Below are 17,805 nucleotides of genomic sequence, written 5' to 3' on the forward strand. Positions count from 1 at the left end.
GAGGAATGAAGTTGAGCGATACGCTTATGGTAATCAAGCAGCTTGATGTATCTTTTCAGACAAGGGAAGGGCTTGTGCAGGCGGTTGATGGAGCAACGCTTGAGCTAAAGCATGGCCGCATTTTTGGGCTGATTGGCGAGACCGGAAGCGGTAAATCGGTGCTTGGCCTGTCGCTGGTGAGGCTGCTTCCCGCACATGCTTCCGTCAGTGGAAGCCTTCTATATAAAGGCAAAGATTTATTGCAGCTAAGCCCAAAAGAAATGAGGCAAATACGGGGAAGGGAAATCGCACTCATCCCGCAAAATCCTGCGAGCTCCCTCAATCCGGTCATGACGCTTGGCAGCCAGCTTCGCGAGGCGATTCGCGCCTATGCTGGGAGAACGGGGAGCAAGCGACTTAACGCGCAGGCAGCTGGTCTACTGCATGCAATGAATATGCCGGATGCAGAGCAGCAGCTGCGGCGCTATCCATTTCAGTTGAGCGGAGGAATGAAGCAGCGTGTGCTGGCGGCAATGGGACTTGCCGGTAGCCCGTCTTTGCTTATTGCCGATGAGCCGACGAAAGGGCTCGATGCTCTAATCCGCGTCCAGGTGACGGAAATGCTGGCGAATATGGCGAGGCGCACAGGTGCGGCGCTGCTGCTCATCACGCATGATCTGGATGTAGCACGGGTGCTTTGCGATGAAGTGGGCGTCATGTACGCAGGGCAAATCATTGAGCAGGGGCCAGCGAAGGAGCTGTTTGCACAGCCGATGCATCCTTATACGCGCGGATTAATAGCCTCTATGCCCAGCAGAGGAATGATTCCAATAGCTGGAACAGCGCCCAGTTTGACGGATAGGCCTGCTGGCTGCAAGTTTTATGATCGCTGTGGTTCAGCGATGCCGCGCTGCGAAGCAGAGCAGCCTGACTTGTACAAGTCAGCTCACACCGAGATAACGAATAAGGAAACTGAACCAATAGACGGCACGGCTAAGGGACAGCAAGCAGCCGCCAAGCATAAAGCGAGGTGCTTCCTTTATGCTTGAAATTATTGAGCTGCACAAACGGTATCGCAGCAACTGGCTAACAGGCAGAGGTCATCAGGCGGTGGAGCCTGCAACCTTTCATATTGCTGAAGGCGAGTCGCTTGGGTTAGTCGGAGAGAGCGGCAGCGGAAAATCGACGCTTGCGCGGCTGCTGCTGAAGCTGATTTCGGCTGATGGCGGCCGTATTTTATATAAAGGAACCGATATTAGCGGGTATTCCTTGAAGCAGATGAGGCCGCTGCGCCGGGAGCTGCAAATCATGTTTCAGCATCCACACTCCGCGCTTAATCCCCGGCGGACGCTGCTTGATAGTTTGCTTGAGCCGGTGCTACTGCATCGCATAATGAATAAGGCAGCAGCCAGGGAGAAGGCACTTGCGCTGCTGGACGTTGTCGGGATTCGGGCAGAGCTGCTGCCGCGGTATCCCCATCAGATAAGCGGCGGCCAAATCCAGCGAATCGTCATTGCTCGGGCCTTGATGCTGGAGCCGAAGTTTCTCGTACTGGACGAGCCTACGTCAATGCTTGATGTTTCGGTACAGGCGCAGGTTACCCAGCTGCTCCAGCGCATTCGCAAGGAATTTGGACTGACTTATTTGTTCATTTCGCATGATTTGGAGCTGGTGCGGCATATGTGCGATCGAATCGGGGTTATGAAAGAGGGACGGATCGTTGAGCTTGACGAGAGCGAGCGTATAATGGAGCGCCCGCAGCATCCTTATACGAAGCAGCTGGTGAATGCTTTTCAAGCTTTCAAGCAGTAGCGCAGCTTAAGCTATATAAGTTGAACTAAAGCAAGCAATGGGGCTGGGGAGAAACGAAAGAGGAAGGTTGGAACTGGAGAGAGTAAAGCTTTCCGAAGGAAAGCCGCTTCGTAAGCATTCGCAAGCTTTCCGAAGGAAAGCCGCTTCGTAAGCATGGACTATTGTTTGCGGATTTCACCCTCAACGAGGAACACATGCAAGAAATCAGAAAACAACAGCGGCCGGAAGTCCAACCTTTCTCGCAGTGACGACCATCGCCATCTTGCTAATCAATCGTTCAACTTATATAGACTTTGCAAAAAGAAAGGAGCGTGTGTGAAATGATGAAATGGTACAGCGAAGTCGGCTTGACGCCAGCTGCCTACTGGACGCTGGCTTGGGAGCAGGCGGCGCAAAGCGATTCCCGCGTCGGCAACGATGCCGAGGAGGAAAGCTACTGGCAGCAGCATGCGCCTGTCTATGATGAACGTAATCCGCTTGCGCCGTATACAGCGGAGCTGATGGGCACCGTTATAGCAAGCTTGCGGAGCGAGGATGAACTCATTGAAGTAGGTCCGGGAACGGGCGGATTTACGCAGCTGCTTGCTCCACATGTTGGCAAGCTTACGGTTGTGGAGCCTTCTGCAGCGATGTATGAAATACTGGCAAGAAGCTGGGAGCAGTCTGGTTTGGCACAAAACGTGCCGGAGGCGATACGAATGAAGTGGGAAGAGGCGTCAGGGCTGGTTTGTGATGTGCTGTTCAGCGCCAATGCATTTTACCGGATTCGCGATATGAAGGAGAGCCTTGCCCAGATGAGCCTTACTGCGGGCAGGCGTGTCTATCTTGTGCAGTCGATCGGGCTGCCTTTTGCCCATCCGCTGCGGGCTATGTATGGCGGAAAGCAGCTGGAACGCAGCCGCGCACAGGTGATTTGCGACATTTTGCAGGAAATGGCGGTTCCGCATCAAATGGACACGTTCGCTGTGCAGCGCAAAAGCGGGGCGGTTCATGATGTTGCCCTGATTTCCTGGGATACGTAGAGCACCGGACATTACGTACTGTACTTAAGAGCACGCGTTGAATGAGCAGCAGCATGGGAGCGGATATCGCTAGCATCTGCTGCTTTTTGTTTTGTGCATAAGCATCTATTCCCTTTTGCATGGGGTACTTGTCGATGCCTTGCAACTCAGAGTATAGTAATAACTTATAATGCATGTGCAGGCTCCTAAAGTGCTGCACAAGGAGGGAGCCTGCTATTGAAGCTGCAACGGCTGTACGATCAATACGTCAGAAATAATCTTTTTATGAAAATGATTTTACTGTTTGTTTTGATTACGACGGGCACCATCGTCACCTTTGCCTATTTTATGTATGATTTTATGTCGCAATCGATCGTCCGCAATGAGCTGGAAAATCAGAAAAAAGCGATGGACAGCGTAAACAGCTATATGACCCGCAAATATGATTCTGTCCAATCCATGATGGTGGATGTATATCGCAATGAGCCGCTATCGCTGAATTTATCTTATTTTTTGCAAAACCCCTTCGATGAATATATGAAATTCAGGCTTGACCAGAATATCGATGAGACGAGTGCGAGTCTGCCGAAAGGGCTGGACTATTTTGATAATAAGCTGGAAGACGACCCGGATATCGAAAATTTGCTGCTGTACAGCTCGAATCGGCAGTTTCTATATGTGTATAAGAAAAATCATGTAACGACGCTGATTTCGTCCAACGCCTCGCGCTCCTATATTCCCGATGCGATGGCACAGGAAGACACCCGCGTATCCGTTCCGAATATTTGGGTGCGGCGCGCCATTGAGCAGACTGATCCCAAGCTGTATGCATTTCGGCTCCCGATTAATGACAAGCAGACGCTGAAAGGGCTGGGCCAATTGCTCGTCTACTTTAAATCGGATCATATCAGGGAGGCACTGAACAATTATGAGGGCCAGCTTAAAGGCTACATTGTCGTGCTAAACCCGGCAGGAGAGGTGCTGTTTGATTCCTCGGACACCTACTATGGACAAATTTATCCTTATATGGATCAGTTGGATACGCTTTATGGAACGGCGATGCTTGAGCAGGAGTCTTATGTCACGACGCTAACGCAAAATCAGGCTGGCCTTATCGTCGTCGGCGTAGCGCCGAAGGCGGAAGTCGCGGCAGCGGCCCACGGGCTGAAGCAGATGATTATGCTGATCAGCGCGCTTTGCATTGCCGTCGTGCTGCTGGTGCCGACGCTCGCCGTCGTCAATTTTGCCAAACGGACGAATAAAATTATTCGTTTCATGCGCAAGGTGGAAAGCGGTGAGCTTTCGGCGCGCATCCAGGATGACAGAGGAGATGAGCTGGGGCAAATTTCGCGCAGCTTTAACGATATGCTCGATGAGCTGACCCGCCATATCGATACGGTGTATAAGGCGGAAATCAAGCAAAAGCATACGGAGCTTGCGGCTTTGCAAGCGCGGGTCAATCCGCATTTTCTATACAATACGCTGGAGGTTATTCGCATGCGGGCCGTCTCGCAAGGGGCGAAGGATGTCGGAGAAATGATTTACAGTCTGTCGGTGCTGTTCAAGAGCTTTGTGCAGCCAAAGGGAAGCAATACATTAAAGGATGAGCTGGAAACGGCGCGCCTTTATTTGGAGCTGTTTCGCATCCGCTATAAGGACAGGCTTTCCTTTACCATCAGTTGCGAGGAGGGGCTCGGCGACAAACAGGTGATGCGTATGGCGCTCCAGCCGATTATTGAAAATTATGTGGTGCATGGCTTGCGGCCGCGAAGCATGGACAACGAGGTTCGCATGGACGTACGGCGTAAGGATGAGCGGATTTGGGTGACGATTGCCGATAACGGCAGCGGCATCAGCAGCAAGCGGCTGGAAGAAATCAGGCAAAGGCTGGCGCTGCCAGAGGAAGCTGGAGGCGACTCATTCGGGCTTAGAAGCGTGCATGAGCGGCTGCAATTGCTGTATGGAAGCGAATATGGGCTCGATATCGACAGCAAAGAGGGAGAGGGGACGACGGTCACGCTGTCATTTCCCTATGACAAGGAGGCAGAGCATGTATAGAGTATTCATTGTGGATGATGAGCCATTCATTATTGATGGGCTATATGACATTATTGACTGGTCGGCCTTTGGCCTGGAAATCGTTGGCAGTGCGGAAAATGGGCAGGAGGCGCTGGCGGCTTTAATGGATCTGCCCGCAGATATTTTACTGACGGACATTTCGATGCCGACGATGGATGGCTTGACTCTTATTCGGGAAGCGCGTAAATTTCGCCCGGACCTTAAAGTTATCATTTTGAGCGGCTATAACGAATTTAATTATATAAAAGAGGGCCTGAAGCTTGGCGTCGAAAACTATTTGCTCAAGCCGATTAATCTCGACGAGCTGCAGGAGACGCTCGCGGGCACGATTGACAAGCTGAATGCAAGCAAGGCGGACCGGCTGTTCAGCGAATACGATATTCGTATTTTGCGCGATAATATATTGTACCGCTGGCTGACAGGACGCATTGCGCCGAATGAGCTGCAGGAGAGAATGGAGCTGCTGCAGTTAAGTCTCGACCGCCCCTATGTGGTAACAGCTGTAGTGCGGACGGAGGAGACGGCGTCTCCAGCCTATGAAGCGGTAGAGCGATTGGCCGTGCAGGATTCGTCGATGCTGCCGTTTGTCGATATTGATGGCGATTTGGTCATCGTATTTATGCTCGATGAGCCTGAGACTGGCAAGCGCGAGGCGATAGAAAAGCTGCGCAGCATGCAGCCTAGGCTGGCGCAAAGCGCCATGCGCCTCTCCATCGGCAGCGCCGAGCCGATGGGGGAAGAAGCGCCGCGCAGCTATGCGAATGCGAAGAAAGCGCAGGAATATTTTCTGCTGTATGATGACCCTGAAATATTGGATTACGATTTGCTAGTGCAGGCAGGACCCCCGGGGACGGCGAATGAGGCCGCTGCGCCGCTCGATTGGCCATCCTTTGCAAAGCTGATTAAGGCGAGGGATGTAGACAAGCTGCATGAAGCGATTGAGGCGGAGTTCGAACGCTGCCACTCTAGGGAAGGCATTACACCCGCTTTTATGCAAAGCATGGCGATTGAGCTGATGATTCGCTTCAAGATGGAGCTCAAGGAGATCAAGCAGGCCGATCAGCCGGAGCTTTATGAGGCGGGCTTCACCAAAATTATGCAGCTCGCTTCAATTGAGGGACTGATGGCGGTTGTGAAGGAAGCGGCGTCTTTGACGGTGGAATCGCTGCTCAAAGATGTGAAAAGCCCAGTCATTCAATTGGTGCTGAGCGAGGTGCATGAGCATTATGCACAGCCGTTGTCGCTTAAGCTGCTCAGCCAGCAATATAATATTCATCCGGTTTACCTCGGCCATCTGTTCCAGAAGGAGACGAATGAAACCTTCACCGAATACATTAATAAATACCGCATCGGCAAAGCCCAGCAGCTGCTGAAGGAGACGCAGCTCAAGGTGCAGGAAATTGCCGCAACCGTCGGCTACTGGGAGACAGGCTATTTCTACAAACAATTTAAGAAATACGTCGGAATCTCCCCGACTGATTACAAAGGACTACTCTAATCGCTGGATAGAGTAGTTTTTTTCTTTAATTTGTACATCATACCTTTAGTTTGTGGTCTATATGAAAATGGCCGCATCCGTTAATTTAAAACATAGAGTACAGAACATAGATTGGGGAGGAAACGAAATGAGTAACAAGAGAAAAAGATTTATGCCGCTGCTTGCCTTGCTGATGGTTGCATCACTTGTGCTTGGCGCTTGCGGAAGTAAGAACGAAAGCGGCGGTGAAGAGGGAACAGCCGAAAAGCCGGTTGAGCTCATCTGGTACACGATTGGTACGCCGCAAAAAGATGTAGATAAAGTTATGGCCGAAGTGAGCAAATACACGGCTGAGAAAATCGGCGTTACGATTAAAATGAACATGGTGGACTGGGGCGATTACGCTCAGAAGCTGCAAGTCATGACAGCCTCCGGCGACCCGGTTGACATTATGTTCACAGCGTCATGGGCATTCGATTATGTGCAAAATGCGAGAAAAGGCGCTTTCCTGCAAATCGACGATTTGCTGAAGGAGAAAGGTCAAGGCATCGTTAGCGCACTGGACCCGGCTTTCCTAGAAGGCTCGAAGGTTGATGGCCACAACTATGGTATTCCAGCTAATAAAGAATTGCCAGCTCAGGAAGTATGGCGCTTCAATAAACAGCTGCTCGACAAGTACAAGCTGGACATGTCTGGCGTATACACGCTAGAAAGCCTGGAGCCGCTGCTGAAAACGATTAAAGAAAATGAACCGGACGTATACGCGCTTGCGGTGGACAAAAACCAAATGCCGTATGTGAAATACGACTACATTATTGAGAAGCTGCCAATGGCGGTTGCGCTGGATACGACAGATTACAAAATCGTAAACGTGCTCGACACGCCAGAGATGAAGCAAGTTCTCGGAACGATGCACAAATATTACAAAGCAGGCTACATTCCGACGGAAGCAGCAACGATGGATTCCATGACGGATGCGCAAACGACGGGCAAATGGTTTGCTGACCGTGCGACTTCGCAGCCTTTCGCGGACAATCTGTGGTCGGCGAGCTACGGCTACCCGGTTGTATCGACGCCAGCGAGCGATGCGCTCATTTACAACTGGTCGGTTATGGGCTCGATGCAAGCCATTTCCGCTAACTCCGCTTATCCGGAAAAAGCGATGGAGTTTCTGAACCTGCTCAATACGGACCCTGTCCTGCGCAATATGATCGATTCCGGTATTGAAGGCGTGCATTACAAAAAAGTGAGCGACACCGTCATGGAAAATCTGGACGAGTCGAAAAACTACGATATGCCAACCTTCTCGCTCGGCAATCTGATGATTACGTATTTGAATACGACAGACCCGACGAACAAATGGGAAGAATTCAAGAAATTTAATGATGCGGGTACAGTAGCCCCGCTGCTTGGCTTCAACTTTGATACATCGAAAGTGACAACAGAAATTGCTTCTGTACAAAACGTTAAAGAAGAGTACTGGGCAGCTCTAATGACCGGTACGGTTGATCCTGAAGTTTATTTGCCGCGTGCCAATGAGAAGTTTAAAGCGGCAGGCCTGGATAAAATTATTGAGGAAGCGCAGCGCCAGCTTGATGAGTGGAGAGCCGCGAACGGCAAGTAAAGCGGAAGGCGTGGGGCGAATGGATCGTATTCGCTTCATGCCTTCTCTCATTAATCCGACTGCGAAGAGGTGAAGAAAGTGGGAGCTATAGGACGTTTTTTCAAGGATATGAACAAAAATACCGCCATGCTGCTAATGGTGCTTCCAGCTACGGCCTGGTTTATTCTATTTTCCTACCTGCCGATGGCGGGCATGATTATTGCCTTCAAGGAGTACCGCTACAGCCGCAATGGCTTTCTATCCAGCATTATCGAGAGCAAATGGGTAGGCCTGCAAAACTTCAAGTTTCTGTTTAGTACGAATGATGCCTATATCATTACCCGCAATACGGTGCTGTACAATGTCGTGTTTATTGTGCTGGGCCTTGTCATTGCGGTAGCGATGGCGATTATGCTTGCCGAAATTACGAACAAGCGGCTCGCCAAGCTTTATCAAACGGGCATGTTTTTGCCATATTTTCTATCGTGGGTTATCGTGGGCTACTTCGTCTACAGCTTTCTGAGCTTGGACAGAGGCGTGTTCAACCAAATCGCCGAGATGCTGGGCATGGACCCGGTAAACTGGTATTCGAGCCCGGGTTATTGGCCAATTATGATTGTTGTCGTCTTTTTATGGAAATCGGTCGGTTATAACAGCGTCATCTATTTGGCGGCCATTATGGGGATCGATAAGTCGCTTTATGAAGCGGCGATGATTGACGGCGCCAACAAATGGCAGCAAATTCGCAATGTGACGCTTCCGATGCTGATGCCGCTCATGACCATTCTGACGCTGCTGGCGATCGGGAAAATTTTCTATGCCGATTTTGGCCTCTTTTTCCAAGTGCCGCGCGATTCGGGTACGCTCTACAGCGTGACGAACGTTATCGACACTTACGTTTACCGCGGGCTTAAGTCGACGGGGGAGATTGGCATGACGACGGCTGCGGGCTTGTACCAGTCGATTATCGGCTTCATTCTTGTTATTACATCCAATGGCATTGTACGCAAGTTTAATAAAGACAACGCGTTGTTTTAGGACGGACGTCAGCAAGCTTGCTTAACGAATTTATTAGGAACAGAAGTCCAAAACAAAAGGGGGAAACGGCTGTGTCTGTTGGAACGATTAAGAGCCGTGATTTTCATAAGCTCTCGCCAGCGTGGAATTTTATTTTTCATGCCGTGGCTGGCATTTTTGCCTTGTTATGCGTATTTCCTTTTCTGTTCGTGACGATTATTTCCTTCACGGATGAGGCGACGCTGGCAAGCAATGGTTATCAGATTATTCCAGAGAAATGGAGCCTGGAGGCTTATCGCTATTTATTCAAGGCAGGCGACCAGCTGATGCGCTCCTATGGCGTGACGATTACGATTACAATCGTAGGAACGATTATCGGTGTCGTATGCTCCGCTTTGTTCGCCTATGCGATATCGCGGCGCAATTTTAAATACCGCAACTTTTTCGCCTTTTTTGCCTTCTTCACGATGCTGTTTAATGGTGGTCTCGTACCTACTTATATCGTCATGACACAGCTGCTGGGGCTGAAGGATTCCTTGTGGGCACTCATTTTACCGCTTGCGGTTAATGCATTTTATATTATGATATTGCGGACGTTTTTCTCGACGATGGTGCCGGATGCGATTATTGAATCAGGCAAAATTGACGGCGCCGGAGAGTTCGGCATTTTCTTCCGGCTCGTGCTGCCGCTGTCGCTGCCAGGTCTTGCTACCATTGGTCTGTTCTGTACGCTCGGCTACTGGAATGACTGGTTCAATGCGCTCTTGTATATTGATTCGCCTAATTTGGTGCCGCTGCAATCGATGCTGATGCGGATTGAGAACAGCATGCAGTTTATTATGAAAAATTCACAAAACGCTTCGCTTAGCGTAGGCGTTCTGCAATCAATGCCGCAGGATACATCGCGGATGGCGATGGTTGTGCTGGCAACCGGACCGATCGTGTTCGCTTATCCGTTTTTCCAACGTTATTTCATTCAAGGTTTGACGGTAGGCGCTGTTAAAGAATAAATGCTTCTTGCAAAGAGTTTAGAAATATAAATAGGCTATATAAGATGAACTGAAGGAAGCAATGAGGCAGTGACGACCATCGCCCTCATGCTTATTAATCGTTCAACTTATATAGTCAAAAATAGATAAATAGTCAAAGGAGCTATACCCACCATGGAACAATTCAGATTGCCAAAAATCCCGCTGCCAGAGCTTGCGCTGCCGCAAGCGGTTCAGCAGGTATTACAAGAAGCAGAGCAGAAGCTGGCGCACCGCCCGAAGCTGCTTCAGCTGTTCAAAAACTGTTTCCCGAATACACTCGAAACGACGACGAAAAAAATGGACGATGGCACAACCTTCATCATTACGGGAGATATTCCCGCGATGTGGCTGCGCGACTCGGTTGAGCAGGTCATTCATTATGTGCCGCTGGCGAAAAATGATGCGGAGCTGCAGCGCCTAATCAGCGGCTTGATCAAGCGCCATATGGCCAACATTCAGATTGATCCTTATGCGAACGCCTTTAATGAGTCGGCCAATGATTGGCATTGGAACACGACGGATGAGACGGATATGTCGCCGTGGGTATGGGAGCGCAAGTTTGAGCTGGATTCGATCTGCTTCTCGATGCGCCTTGCTTATGCGTATTGGAAAGAGACGGAGCTGACCGATATTTTTGACTCCGGCTTTAAGGCAGCGATGCGCCGCATTGTGGAGCTGTGGAAAACCGAGCAGCGCCACTTCGAGCTTTCCCCTTACCGTTTTGTAAGGGACAACGGCATTCCTACCGATTCGCTGCGCAATAGCGGAATGGGTATGCCGGTCAATTATACCGGAATGATCTGGTCGGGCTTCCGTCCAAGCGACGATGCTTGCGACTTCCACTATAACATTCCAGCGAATATGTTTGCGGTCGTGACGCTGCGGCAGATGAGAGAGATGGCCGAGTGGGTGTTCCGCGATATGGCTTTTGTGAAGGAGCTCAAGCAGCTTGAAGAGGACGTCGAGCATGGCATTCAGCTGTATGGCATTTATCGTCACCCGGAGTTTGGCCCTATTTATGCTTATGAGACGGACGGCTTCGGCAACTATTGCTTGATGGATGACGCAGGCACGCCGGGCTTGCTCTCAATTACTTATTTGGGCTATACAACCGCTGATGATCCGATTTACCAAAACACGCGTAAATTCGCGCTTAGCAAAGAAAATCCTTTTTATTATGAAGGGAAAATTGCTAAAGGCATCGGAAGTCCGCATACGCCACCAGGCTATATTTGGCATATGGCGCTTTCCATGCAGGGCATTACCGCGAATAACGATGAGGAGAAGCTGGCTATGATCGACATGCTGGAGGCGACCGATGCCGATACCGGCTTTATGCATGAAGGCTTCCATTCGGACGATCCAGCAATCTTTACGCGGAAATGGTTCGCTTGGTCGAACAGCTTGTTCTCGCAGCTCGTTTATCGGGCGATGAAGGATGGGCTGCTATGAGCAAGCAGCATGCCATCATTTTTTATGATCCATCCTTTCCGATAGCCTCGGAGTCTCCTGCCCAATTAGATGGCCTGCTAGCAGGAGCAGGCCGTGTAGTCCGGGCAGACGAGCTTGCGGATGCGCTTGGCGCTGCGAAGGAAGGAAGCTTCATTAATATGCATGCCCCTTACTTTCCAAAACAGGCTTGGAGCGCCATTATCGGCTATTTGCGGCGTGGCGGCGGCTTGATCAGCTTGGGCGGCGCGCCGTTCAAGCGTCCCGTTCGCCGCAGCGAGGCAGGCGAGTGGCAGGTGGAGTCGGAGCAGACGGCCTATCACCGCGAGCTTCATATTCATGAAATGCTGCCGGTCGCTGCTGCTCCGGTAGCTACGCTGACAGCAGCGGAGGATCTTCCGCTGCTGGCTGGCAAGGAAGCGCTGTTCGCCGTGTCGCCAACCTGGAATCTGGTGCCGCATGTGACGAAAAGCAGCGACTTGCCACATCAAATGGGCTCTGCAGGGCCAATGGACGCCCATATTTATCCGCTGCTAAAAGGCATTTCTTCCATAGGGCGCGAGGTAGCAGCGCCTGTAGTGCTGTGGGAGAACACGAAGGGGATCTTCGCAGGCGCGCGCTGGTTGTTCGTTAACCAGTCGCTGACGAAGGCGTTTTGGGTGGAAGGCGGAGCGGCCGAGCTTGGGCGCTGGGCAGCTTTTTGCGCCGCTGGCGTAACGGAGCTGTGGCTGAAGCCGAACTATGCTTCCTTCGAGCCTGGAGAGCGGGCCATGCTGACGCTGCAGGTGCAGCAGCTTCGTCAAGAGATTGCTGCTGGCGATGGACAGGCTGACTTGTATCCAGCCGCGGAGTGGGATTTTGCTATAACGGTTGAGCATGAAAACATGCAGCAAAAATGGGCGTTCCGCTTGCAGCAGAAGGCAAGCAAGCAGCAGCAGCTAGTAAGGCTGCAAGTGCCGCTTGAGCTGCAAAGCGGCTATTATAAGGTCGTATGCAGAGCAGAATCGCCGTCTGGCGAGGTGCGTATTTTGCGCCAAGGCTTCTGGGGCTTTGATCAGGAGCTGCTTGCTCAGGGGAGCCCGGTAACGAGCGGACGGGATTATTTTATGAAGGACGGGCGTCCGCTGCCTGTTGTCGGCATGACGTATATGACGTCGGATGTGGCGCGGAAGTTTCTGTTTCTGCCGAATGCTTCGGTATGGGACCGTGATATGGCTCAAATGCGCAAAGCGGGCATCAACTGGATTCGCACAGGCATTTGGACCGCATACCGCAATGTGATGCAGGTGGACGGCCATGCGTCTGAGGAGGCGCTGCGATCGATTGATGCTTTTCTGCTGACGGCGAAGCGTCATGACTTGCAGGTGACCTTTACCTTTTTCTCCTTTACGCCGGAAACGTGGGAAGGGCTAAACCCTTATCTCGATCCGCGCAGCATAGAGGCACAGAAGCGCTTCGTGCGAGCTATCGTTTCCCGCCACAAGAAGACGATGAATGTCGACTGGGATTTGATCAATGAGCCATCGATGTTTGATCCTCCGCGGATTTTCTCGAATGGACCTCGTTCGGCGCGCGACCCTTTTGAACAGAAAGCATATAGCGCTTGGCTAAAGCAGCGCCATGGTTCGCTTGCACGGCTTCAAGAGCTGTGGAATATGTCCCCAGAGCAGCTGCCAAGCTATGAAGCGGCTGTGCCGCCGGAGCCGGAAGAAATCAACTTCGATGTGCAGGATATGCATCAGGGCAAAAATGGCACGCGCTGGCTTGATTATGTACTGTTCTCTATGGACATGCACAATCGCTGGGCGAAGCAGCTGTATGAGGCCATCAAAGACGAATGTCCGGACCATATGGTAACGGTCGGCCAGGATGAAGCGCTTGGCGCACAACGTCCTTCGCCGTTTTTCTACGAGGAAGCCGCTGATTATACAACGGTCCACTCCTGGTGGCTCAACGATCATCTCGTCTGGGACAGCTTGTTCGCGAAAACAGCAAACAAGCCGAATGTGGTGCAGGAAACCGGCATTATGTATGTGGAGACGCCAGATGGCAGAGCGAAGCGCTCGGAAGCTGAGCTGCACAGCCTGCTGGAGCGCAAATATGCGTATGCTTTTGCGACAGGCGGCGCGGGTGCCGTGCAGTGGATCTGGAATACGAACTTCTATATGGACAATGCCAATGAATCACATATCGGTGCGCTGCGGGCGGATGGAACGGAAAAGCCGGAAGCGGATGTTTCGTATGATTTTGGCAGCTTTATGGAGCAAATTCGGGATTTATTCGAGAATCGCAAGCTGGAGGATACGGCGGTATTGTTCCCGTATTCCAACGACTTCTCCAATCGCAAGCTGGCGTTTGATGCGACAACGCGTGCGACGCGGGTGCTTGCTTATGAGCTGAATATGCCATTCCGCGGCGCTTCGGAATATCATTTGCAGGAGCTGGAGGCGAATCCGCCCAAGCTGCTCATTGTGCCGAGTGCGCATAACTGGGATGATGCGGCATTTGGTCGCCTTATTGCACTTGTAGAGCGAGAGGGCGTTACGTTATTATGGATGGGACCGATGAGCTTGGACGCTTACTGGAAAGCGAGCGATCGCTGCTCTGAGCTGCTTGGCCAGATGGAGCTTCGCAACGTACAACGCGAGGAGCAGCTGCGTATTGGCGAAGCCACTTTCCCTGTATCTTACGGCAATCGCCGGATAGCTGAAGTATGGAAAGAGGTTCTAATTAGCGGCGCTGCTGCGGATGAAAAAACTGCCGGTAATGCTTCAGCTGTTCATCAAACAGCAAGCGATGCTGACCAGCTGGTTGAGCTGACCGTAGGCAAAGGACGCCTGTTATGGAGTCCGCTGCCGCTGGAGCTGAACGAGCGAACGGAGCCGATTAAGGAGCTGTATCGCTATGCGCTTGACTTGGCAGGCTGCGAGCAGGAGCTGAATTGGCTGCAAGGCGGCCAGCTGCCTGGCGTTTATGGGCGCAAGCTTACATTCAAGAGCGGCGCGTTGTTCGTATTCGTATCCGAATCCGGATTCGATGCGAAGATTGAAGTGCAAGACCCAGCGACGGAGGGGCGGTACGCTTTTTCATTGGAAAAGGAACGTTCTGTGCTGTTCGCAACGGATGCAAGCGGGAAGCTGCTCGCTGTCTATCGCCCGCATCAAGTAGAGGTAGCGGTTTCGCTGCCCGATCAACAGGAAGAAAGAAGAGGTGCGCAGTAATGGCTTTTAAAAGAAAGGCCCATATTATTTCCCACACACATTGGGATCGCGAATGGTATTTGCCGTATGAGAAGCATCATGTGCTGCTCGTGAAGCTGATGGATACGCTGCTTCACACGCTGGATACGGACCCCGATTTCAAAAGCTTTTATTTGGACGGCCAGACGATTATTCTCGAAGATTATTTGCAGGTACGCCCGGAAAATCGGGAACGCCTAGAAAAATATATTAAAGAAGGACGTATTCCGATTGGCCCTTGGTACATTTTGCAGGATGCCTTCCTGACGAGCAGCGAAGCGAATTTGCGCAATTTGCAGCTGGGCCATCAGGATGCGAGCCGTTACGGCATCATTGCGAAGGTCGGCTATTTCCCGGATACATTCGGCAACATCGGGCAAGCCCCGCAAATTTTGCGTCAAGCAGGCATTGATAATGCGGTATTTGGCAGAGGCGTGAAGCCGACTGGCTTTAACAATACGGTAGCAGATTCAAACTATGAATCCTCGTTCTCTGAGCTGCAATGGGAAGGTCCTGACGGCTCGCGCGTATTGGGCATTCTTTTTGCCAACTGGTACTGCAATGGGATGGAGGTTCCGGTAGACGAGCAAGAAGCGAAAATCTATTGGGACAAAAAGCTGGAGGAAGCTGAAAAATATGCGGCTACTGGCGAGCTGCTGTTCATGAACGGCTGTGATCATCAGCCTATTCAGCAGGATCTGTCTGCGGCGCTGGCGAAAGCAAGACAGCTGTACCCAGATACAGATTTTATCCACTCCAACTTTGAAGATTATTTGGCAGCGGTAAACAGCGGACTTGACCGCGAGCTTTCGGTCGTGAAGGGCGAGCTTCGCAGCCAACGGACTGATGGCTGGTCTACGCTGGTCAACACCGCTTCGGCGCGCGTATATTTGAAGCAAATGAATCAGCTCGGCCAAGCGATGCTCGAAAAGGTAGCGGAGCCGCTTGCGACGATTGCGCACAAGCTTGGACAGGAATACCCGCATCATCTGTTTACCTATGCATGGAAAACATTGATGCAAAACCATCCGCATGACAGCATTTGCGGCTGCAGCGTGGACGAGGTTCACCGCGAGATGGTCACTCGTTTTGACAAGAGCCGCCATGTTGCCGAGACGATAGTTGCGGATAGCACACAAGTGATTGCTGAAGCGGTCGACACGTCGGCGTTCGCTTCGTATGGCGAAGCTGCGCTGCCGTTCGTTGTCTATAATACAACAGGCTGGGATCGCAGCGGTGTTGTAGAAATTGAGCTTGATGTTGAGCGTCTGTACTTCCGTGAAGGCTTGCCGCTTCCAGAGGTGAACCGCCGGATGAATGCGGTCGATATTTCGGGCAGAGTACTGGTAGACCATAACGGCGCGGTAGTTCCCTGCTCCGTTCAGGATTTGGGGCTGCAATTTGGCTACGACCTGCCGGATGACAAGTTTCGCCAGCCTTATATGTGCCGCCGAGTTAAACTGACGTTTGATGCGGTGAACGTGCCAGCGCTTGGACTGTCGTCTTATGCATGGGTTCGCAATGGTGCTGGAGCGGATGCAGCGTTGGCTGGCGAAGCGACTGCTGGTGCAGCAGATTCGGCAGTGCTGGAAAATGAATGGCTGCATGTCTCCATCGGTGAAGATGGCTCGTTTGATTTGACGGACAAGAAGAGCGGTCAAGTGTATCGCAGTCTGGGCGTCTATGAGAATACAGGAGACATCGGCAATGAATATATGTACAAGCAGCCGGATGGCGAGCAGGCGATTACGACGCAAGGTCTGAAAGCAGAGATTCGTCTGGTGGAGCAAAGCGCCTACCGTACAGCTTTTGAAATCGTGCATGAATGGGCGGTTCCGGCATCTGCCGATGAAACGTTTGAGATTGAGAAGCAGGAAGCTGTTTATTATCCTGAGCGCAAAGCACAGCGTGTTGCGGACATGGTGCCGTTGACGATTAAGACGGTTATTGCGCTTTCCAGCAGCGCCAGAAGTTTGGACTGGCAGGCTTCGTTTAACAATCAGGCGAAGGATCATCGCGTACGCGTACTGTTCCCGACGGATGTAGAGACAGCGGTTCATCATGTGGACTCGATTTTTGAAGTAGCTGTGCGTGACAATGAGCCTTCGGCAGAGTGGGAAAACCCGAGCAATACCCAGCATCAGCAAGCTTTTGTGGATGTGAGCGGCGAGCAGGGCGGCCTTGTTGTAGCGAACCTTGGCTTGAACGAATACGAAGTGCTGCGCGATGGCCGCAATACGATTGCGGTTACGCTGCTTCGTTCGGTTTCCGAGCTTGGCGACTGGGGCGTATTCCCGACGCCAGAAGCACAGTGCCTAGGCGAGCAAAGCTTCCGTTTGTCGATTATTCCGCATAGCGGCAATGGCGCTGCATCAGGCGCTTATGCGCAGGCGTACCAGTTCCAAGTGCCTTGGACGGCGAGCCAGACAGCGGTTCATGAAGGCGTGCTTGCACCAGTTGGCGGCTTGCTTGCTTGGGAAGGCGACAGCATTGCATTCTCCTCGCTGAAAGTAAGCCAGCAGTCTGGCGATGCTGTGCTTCGCTGGTTTAATATGAAGCAGCAGGCGGCTGATCTGAACTTGTCAGATGCAGGCTTTGGTGGCAACGCTGGCGCGTTCAAGCAGCTCTATAAGAGCGATGTGCTGGAGCGCGTAGGGGAAGCGATTGAAGTGAGCGCGGAGCAGGGGGCAGCTTTGGCTGTTGGTCCTTGTGAGATTGTGACGGTTGGGTTTAAGCTGTAGGAAATTAAATATTATGATTTATAAAGAATATAAGGAAGGCCCTTATTGCCGTCAAGCTGAGGCGTAGGGGTCTTTTTATGCTGTTTTGAGAAAAATATCAGTTTGTATGAGTTTTTTTGAAAAATGAGATTGGTGAAAAGGAGTGGTGGGAACTGAGCGTATTATTAAGGAATATTTATGTAATACGACATAAAACGACAAACAATTGAAGAACTGTGACTTATAATCTAGGTATAAAGAGTAAATTTTGTCGTTAGATGTAACAAATAGGGTGTAGTTGGGCCGAATTCACTACTTTTAACTTTAACAGGTTGAGAAGGAGAAGGCGGTGTCGGGCTGATTACCTCCTAATAACTATAAATTATTTGGAGGTTTTG

The 17,805-nt window shown here is 51.3% G+C and carries 11 protein-coding genes; all 11 read left to right on the forward strand.

The features are described from left to right. Window positions 1-5: 5 nt before the first annotated feature. The 11 genes from WH37_RS04125 (at window position 6) to WH37_RS04175 (ending at window position 17,428) form a co-directional block, all read left to right on the forward strand. Window positions 6-1,028: an ABC transporter ATP-binding protein gene (locus tag WH37_RS04125; RefSeq protein ID WP_082110647.1), complete on the forward strand. Its 1,023-nt coding sequence runs from the start codon at window positions 6-8 to the stop codon at window positions 1,026-1,028. After that, on the forward strand, window positions 1,021-1,791 hold the full coding sequence (locus WH37_RS04130) for an ATP-binding cassette domain-containing protein (RefSeq protein WP_046229292.1): 771 nt from the start codon (window positions 1,021-1,023) through the stop codon (window positions 1,789-1,791). The genes WH37_RS04125 and WH37_RS04130 overlap by 8 nt, the downstream gene beginning before the upstream one ends. A gap of 320 nt (window positions 1,792-2,111) precedes the next feature. Then, entirely contained in the window at window positions 2,112-2,813 is a 702-nt protein-coding gene (locus WH37_RS04135; protein ID WP_046229293.1) for a class I SAM-dependent methyltransferase, read from the forward strand. A gap of 216 nt (window positions 2,814-3,029) precedes the next feature. Then, entirely contained in the window at window positions 3,030-4,850 is a 1,821-nt protein-coding gene (locus tag WH37_RS04140) for a sensor histidine kinase (RefSeq protein WP_046229294.1), read from the forward strand. Continuing rightward, window positions 4,843-6,369, forward strand: coding sequence for a response regulator transcription factor (locus WH37_RS04145; protein ID WP_046229295.1), 1,527 nt, complete (start codon window positions 4,843-4,845; stop codon window positions 6,367-6,369). The genes WH37_RS04140 and WH37_RS04145 overlap by 8 nt, the downstream gene beginning before the upstream one ends. Before the next feature lie 127 nt (window positions 6,370-6,496). After that, a complete protein-coding gene (locus WH37_RS04150; RefSeq protein WP_046229296.1) occupies window positions 6,497-7,972 on the forward strand; it encodes an ABC transporter substrate-binding protein in 1,476 nt (491 codons plus the stop codon). Between the two features lie 108 nt (window positions 7,973-8,080). Further along, complete coding sequence (locus tag WH37_RS04155) at window positions 8,081-8,989, forward strand: ABC transporter permease (RefSeq protein ID WP_046229324.1); 909 nt, start codon at window positions 8,081-8,083, stop codon at window positions 8,987-8,989. Window positions 8,990-9,060: 71 nt separating this feature from the next. Then, complete coding sequence (locus WH37_RS04160; RefSeq protein ID WP_046229297.1) at window positions 9,061-9,978, forward strand: carbohydrate ABC transporter permease; 918 nt, start codon at window positions 9,061-9,063, stop codon at window positions 9,976-9,978. A gap of 153 nt (window positions 9,979-10,131) precedes the next feature. Continuing rightward, the gene (locus WH37_RS04165) at window positions 10,132-11,451 is read left to right on the forward strand and encodes a glycoside hydrolase family 125 protein (RefSeq protein WP_046229298.1); all 1,320 of its coding nucleotides are present in this window, start codon (window positions 10,132-10,134) and stop codon (window positions 11,449-11,451) included. After that, on the forward strand, window positions 11,448-14,669 hold the full coding sequence (locus WH37_RS04170; RefSeq protein ID WP_046229299.1) for a beta-galactosidase: 3,222 nt from the start codon (window positions 11,448-11,450) through the stop codon (window positions 14,667-14,669). Before WH37_RS04165 ends, WH37_RS04170 begins: the two co-directional genes overlap by 4 nt. Further along, window positions 14,669-17,428 (forward strand): alpha-mannosidase, encoded by a 2,760-nt coding sequence (locus tag WH37_RS04175; protein WP_046229300.1) that lies wholly within the window; start codon window positions 14,669-14,671, stop codon window positions 17,426-17,428. The genes WH37_RS04170 and WH37_RS04175 overlap by 1 nt, the downstream gene beginning before the upstream one ends. Window positions 17,429-17,805: the final 377 nt, after the last annotated feature.

The organism is Paenibacillus algorifonticola (assembly GCF_000971975.1).
Lineage (GTDB): Bacteria > Bacillota > Bacilli > Paenibacillales > Paenibacillaceae > Pristimantibacillus > Pristimantibacillus algorifonticola.

What these genes read in the sequence shown, in the direction of transcription:
- WH37_RS04150 (WP_046229296.1), top strand. Translation starts at nt 6,497, where the DNA reads ATGAGTAACAAGAGAAAAAGATTTATGCCGCTGCTTGCCTTGCTGATG.
- WH37_RS04170 (WP_046229299.1), top strand. Translation starts at nt 11,448, where the DNA reads ATGAGCAAGCAGCATGCCATCATTTTTTATGATCCATCCTTTCCGATA.
- WH37_RS04125 (WP_082110647.1), top strand. Translation starts at nt 6, where the DNA reads ATGAAGTTGAGCGATACGCTTATGGTAATCAAGCAGCTTGATGTATCT.
- WH37_RS04155 (WP_046229324.1), top strand. Translation starts at nt 8,081, where the DNA reads ATGAACAAAAATACCGCCATGCTGCTAATGGTGCTTCCAGCTACGGCC.
- WH37_RS04165 (WP_046229298.1), top strand. Translation starts at nt 10,132, where the DNA reads ATGGAACAATTCAGATTGCCAAAAATCCCGCTGCCAGAGCTTGCGCTG.
- WH37_RS04175 (WP_046229300.1), top strand. Translation starts at nt 14,669, where the DNA reads ATGGCTTTTAAAAGAAAGGCCCATATTATTTCCCACACACATTGGGAT.
- WH37_RS04145 (WP_046229295.1), top strand. Translation starts at nt 4,843, where the DNA reads ATGTATAGAGTATTCATTGTGGATGATGAGCCATTCATTATTGATGGG.
- WH37_RS04130 (WP_046229292.1), top strand. Translation starts at nt 1,021, where the DNA reads ATGCTTGAAATTATTGAGCTGCACAAACGGTATCGCAGCAACTGGCTA.
- WH37_RS04135 (WP_046229293.1), top strand. Translation starts at nt 2,112, where the DNA reads ATGATGAAATGGTACAGCGAAGTCGGCTTGACGCCAGCTGCCTACTGG.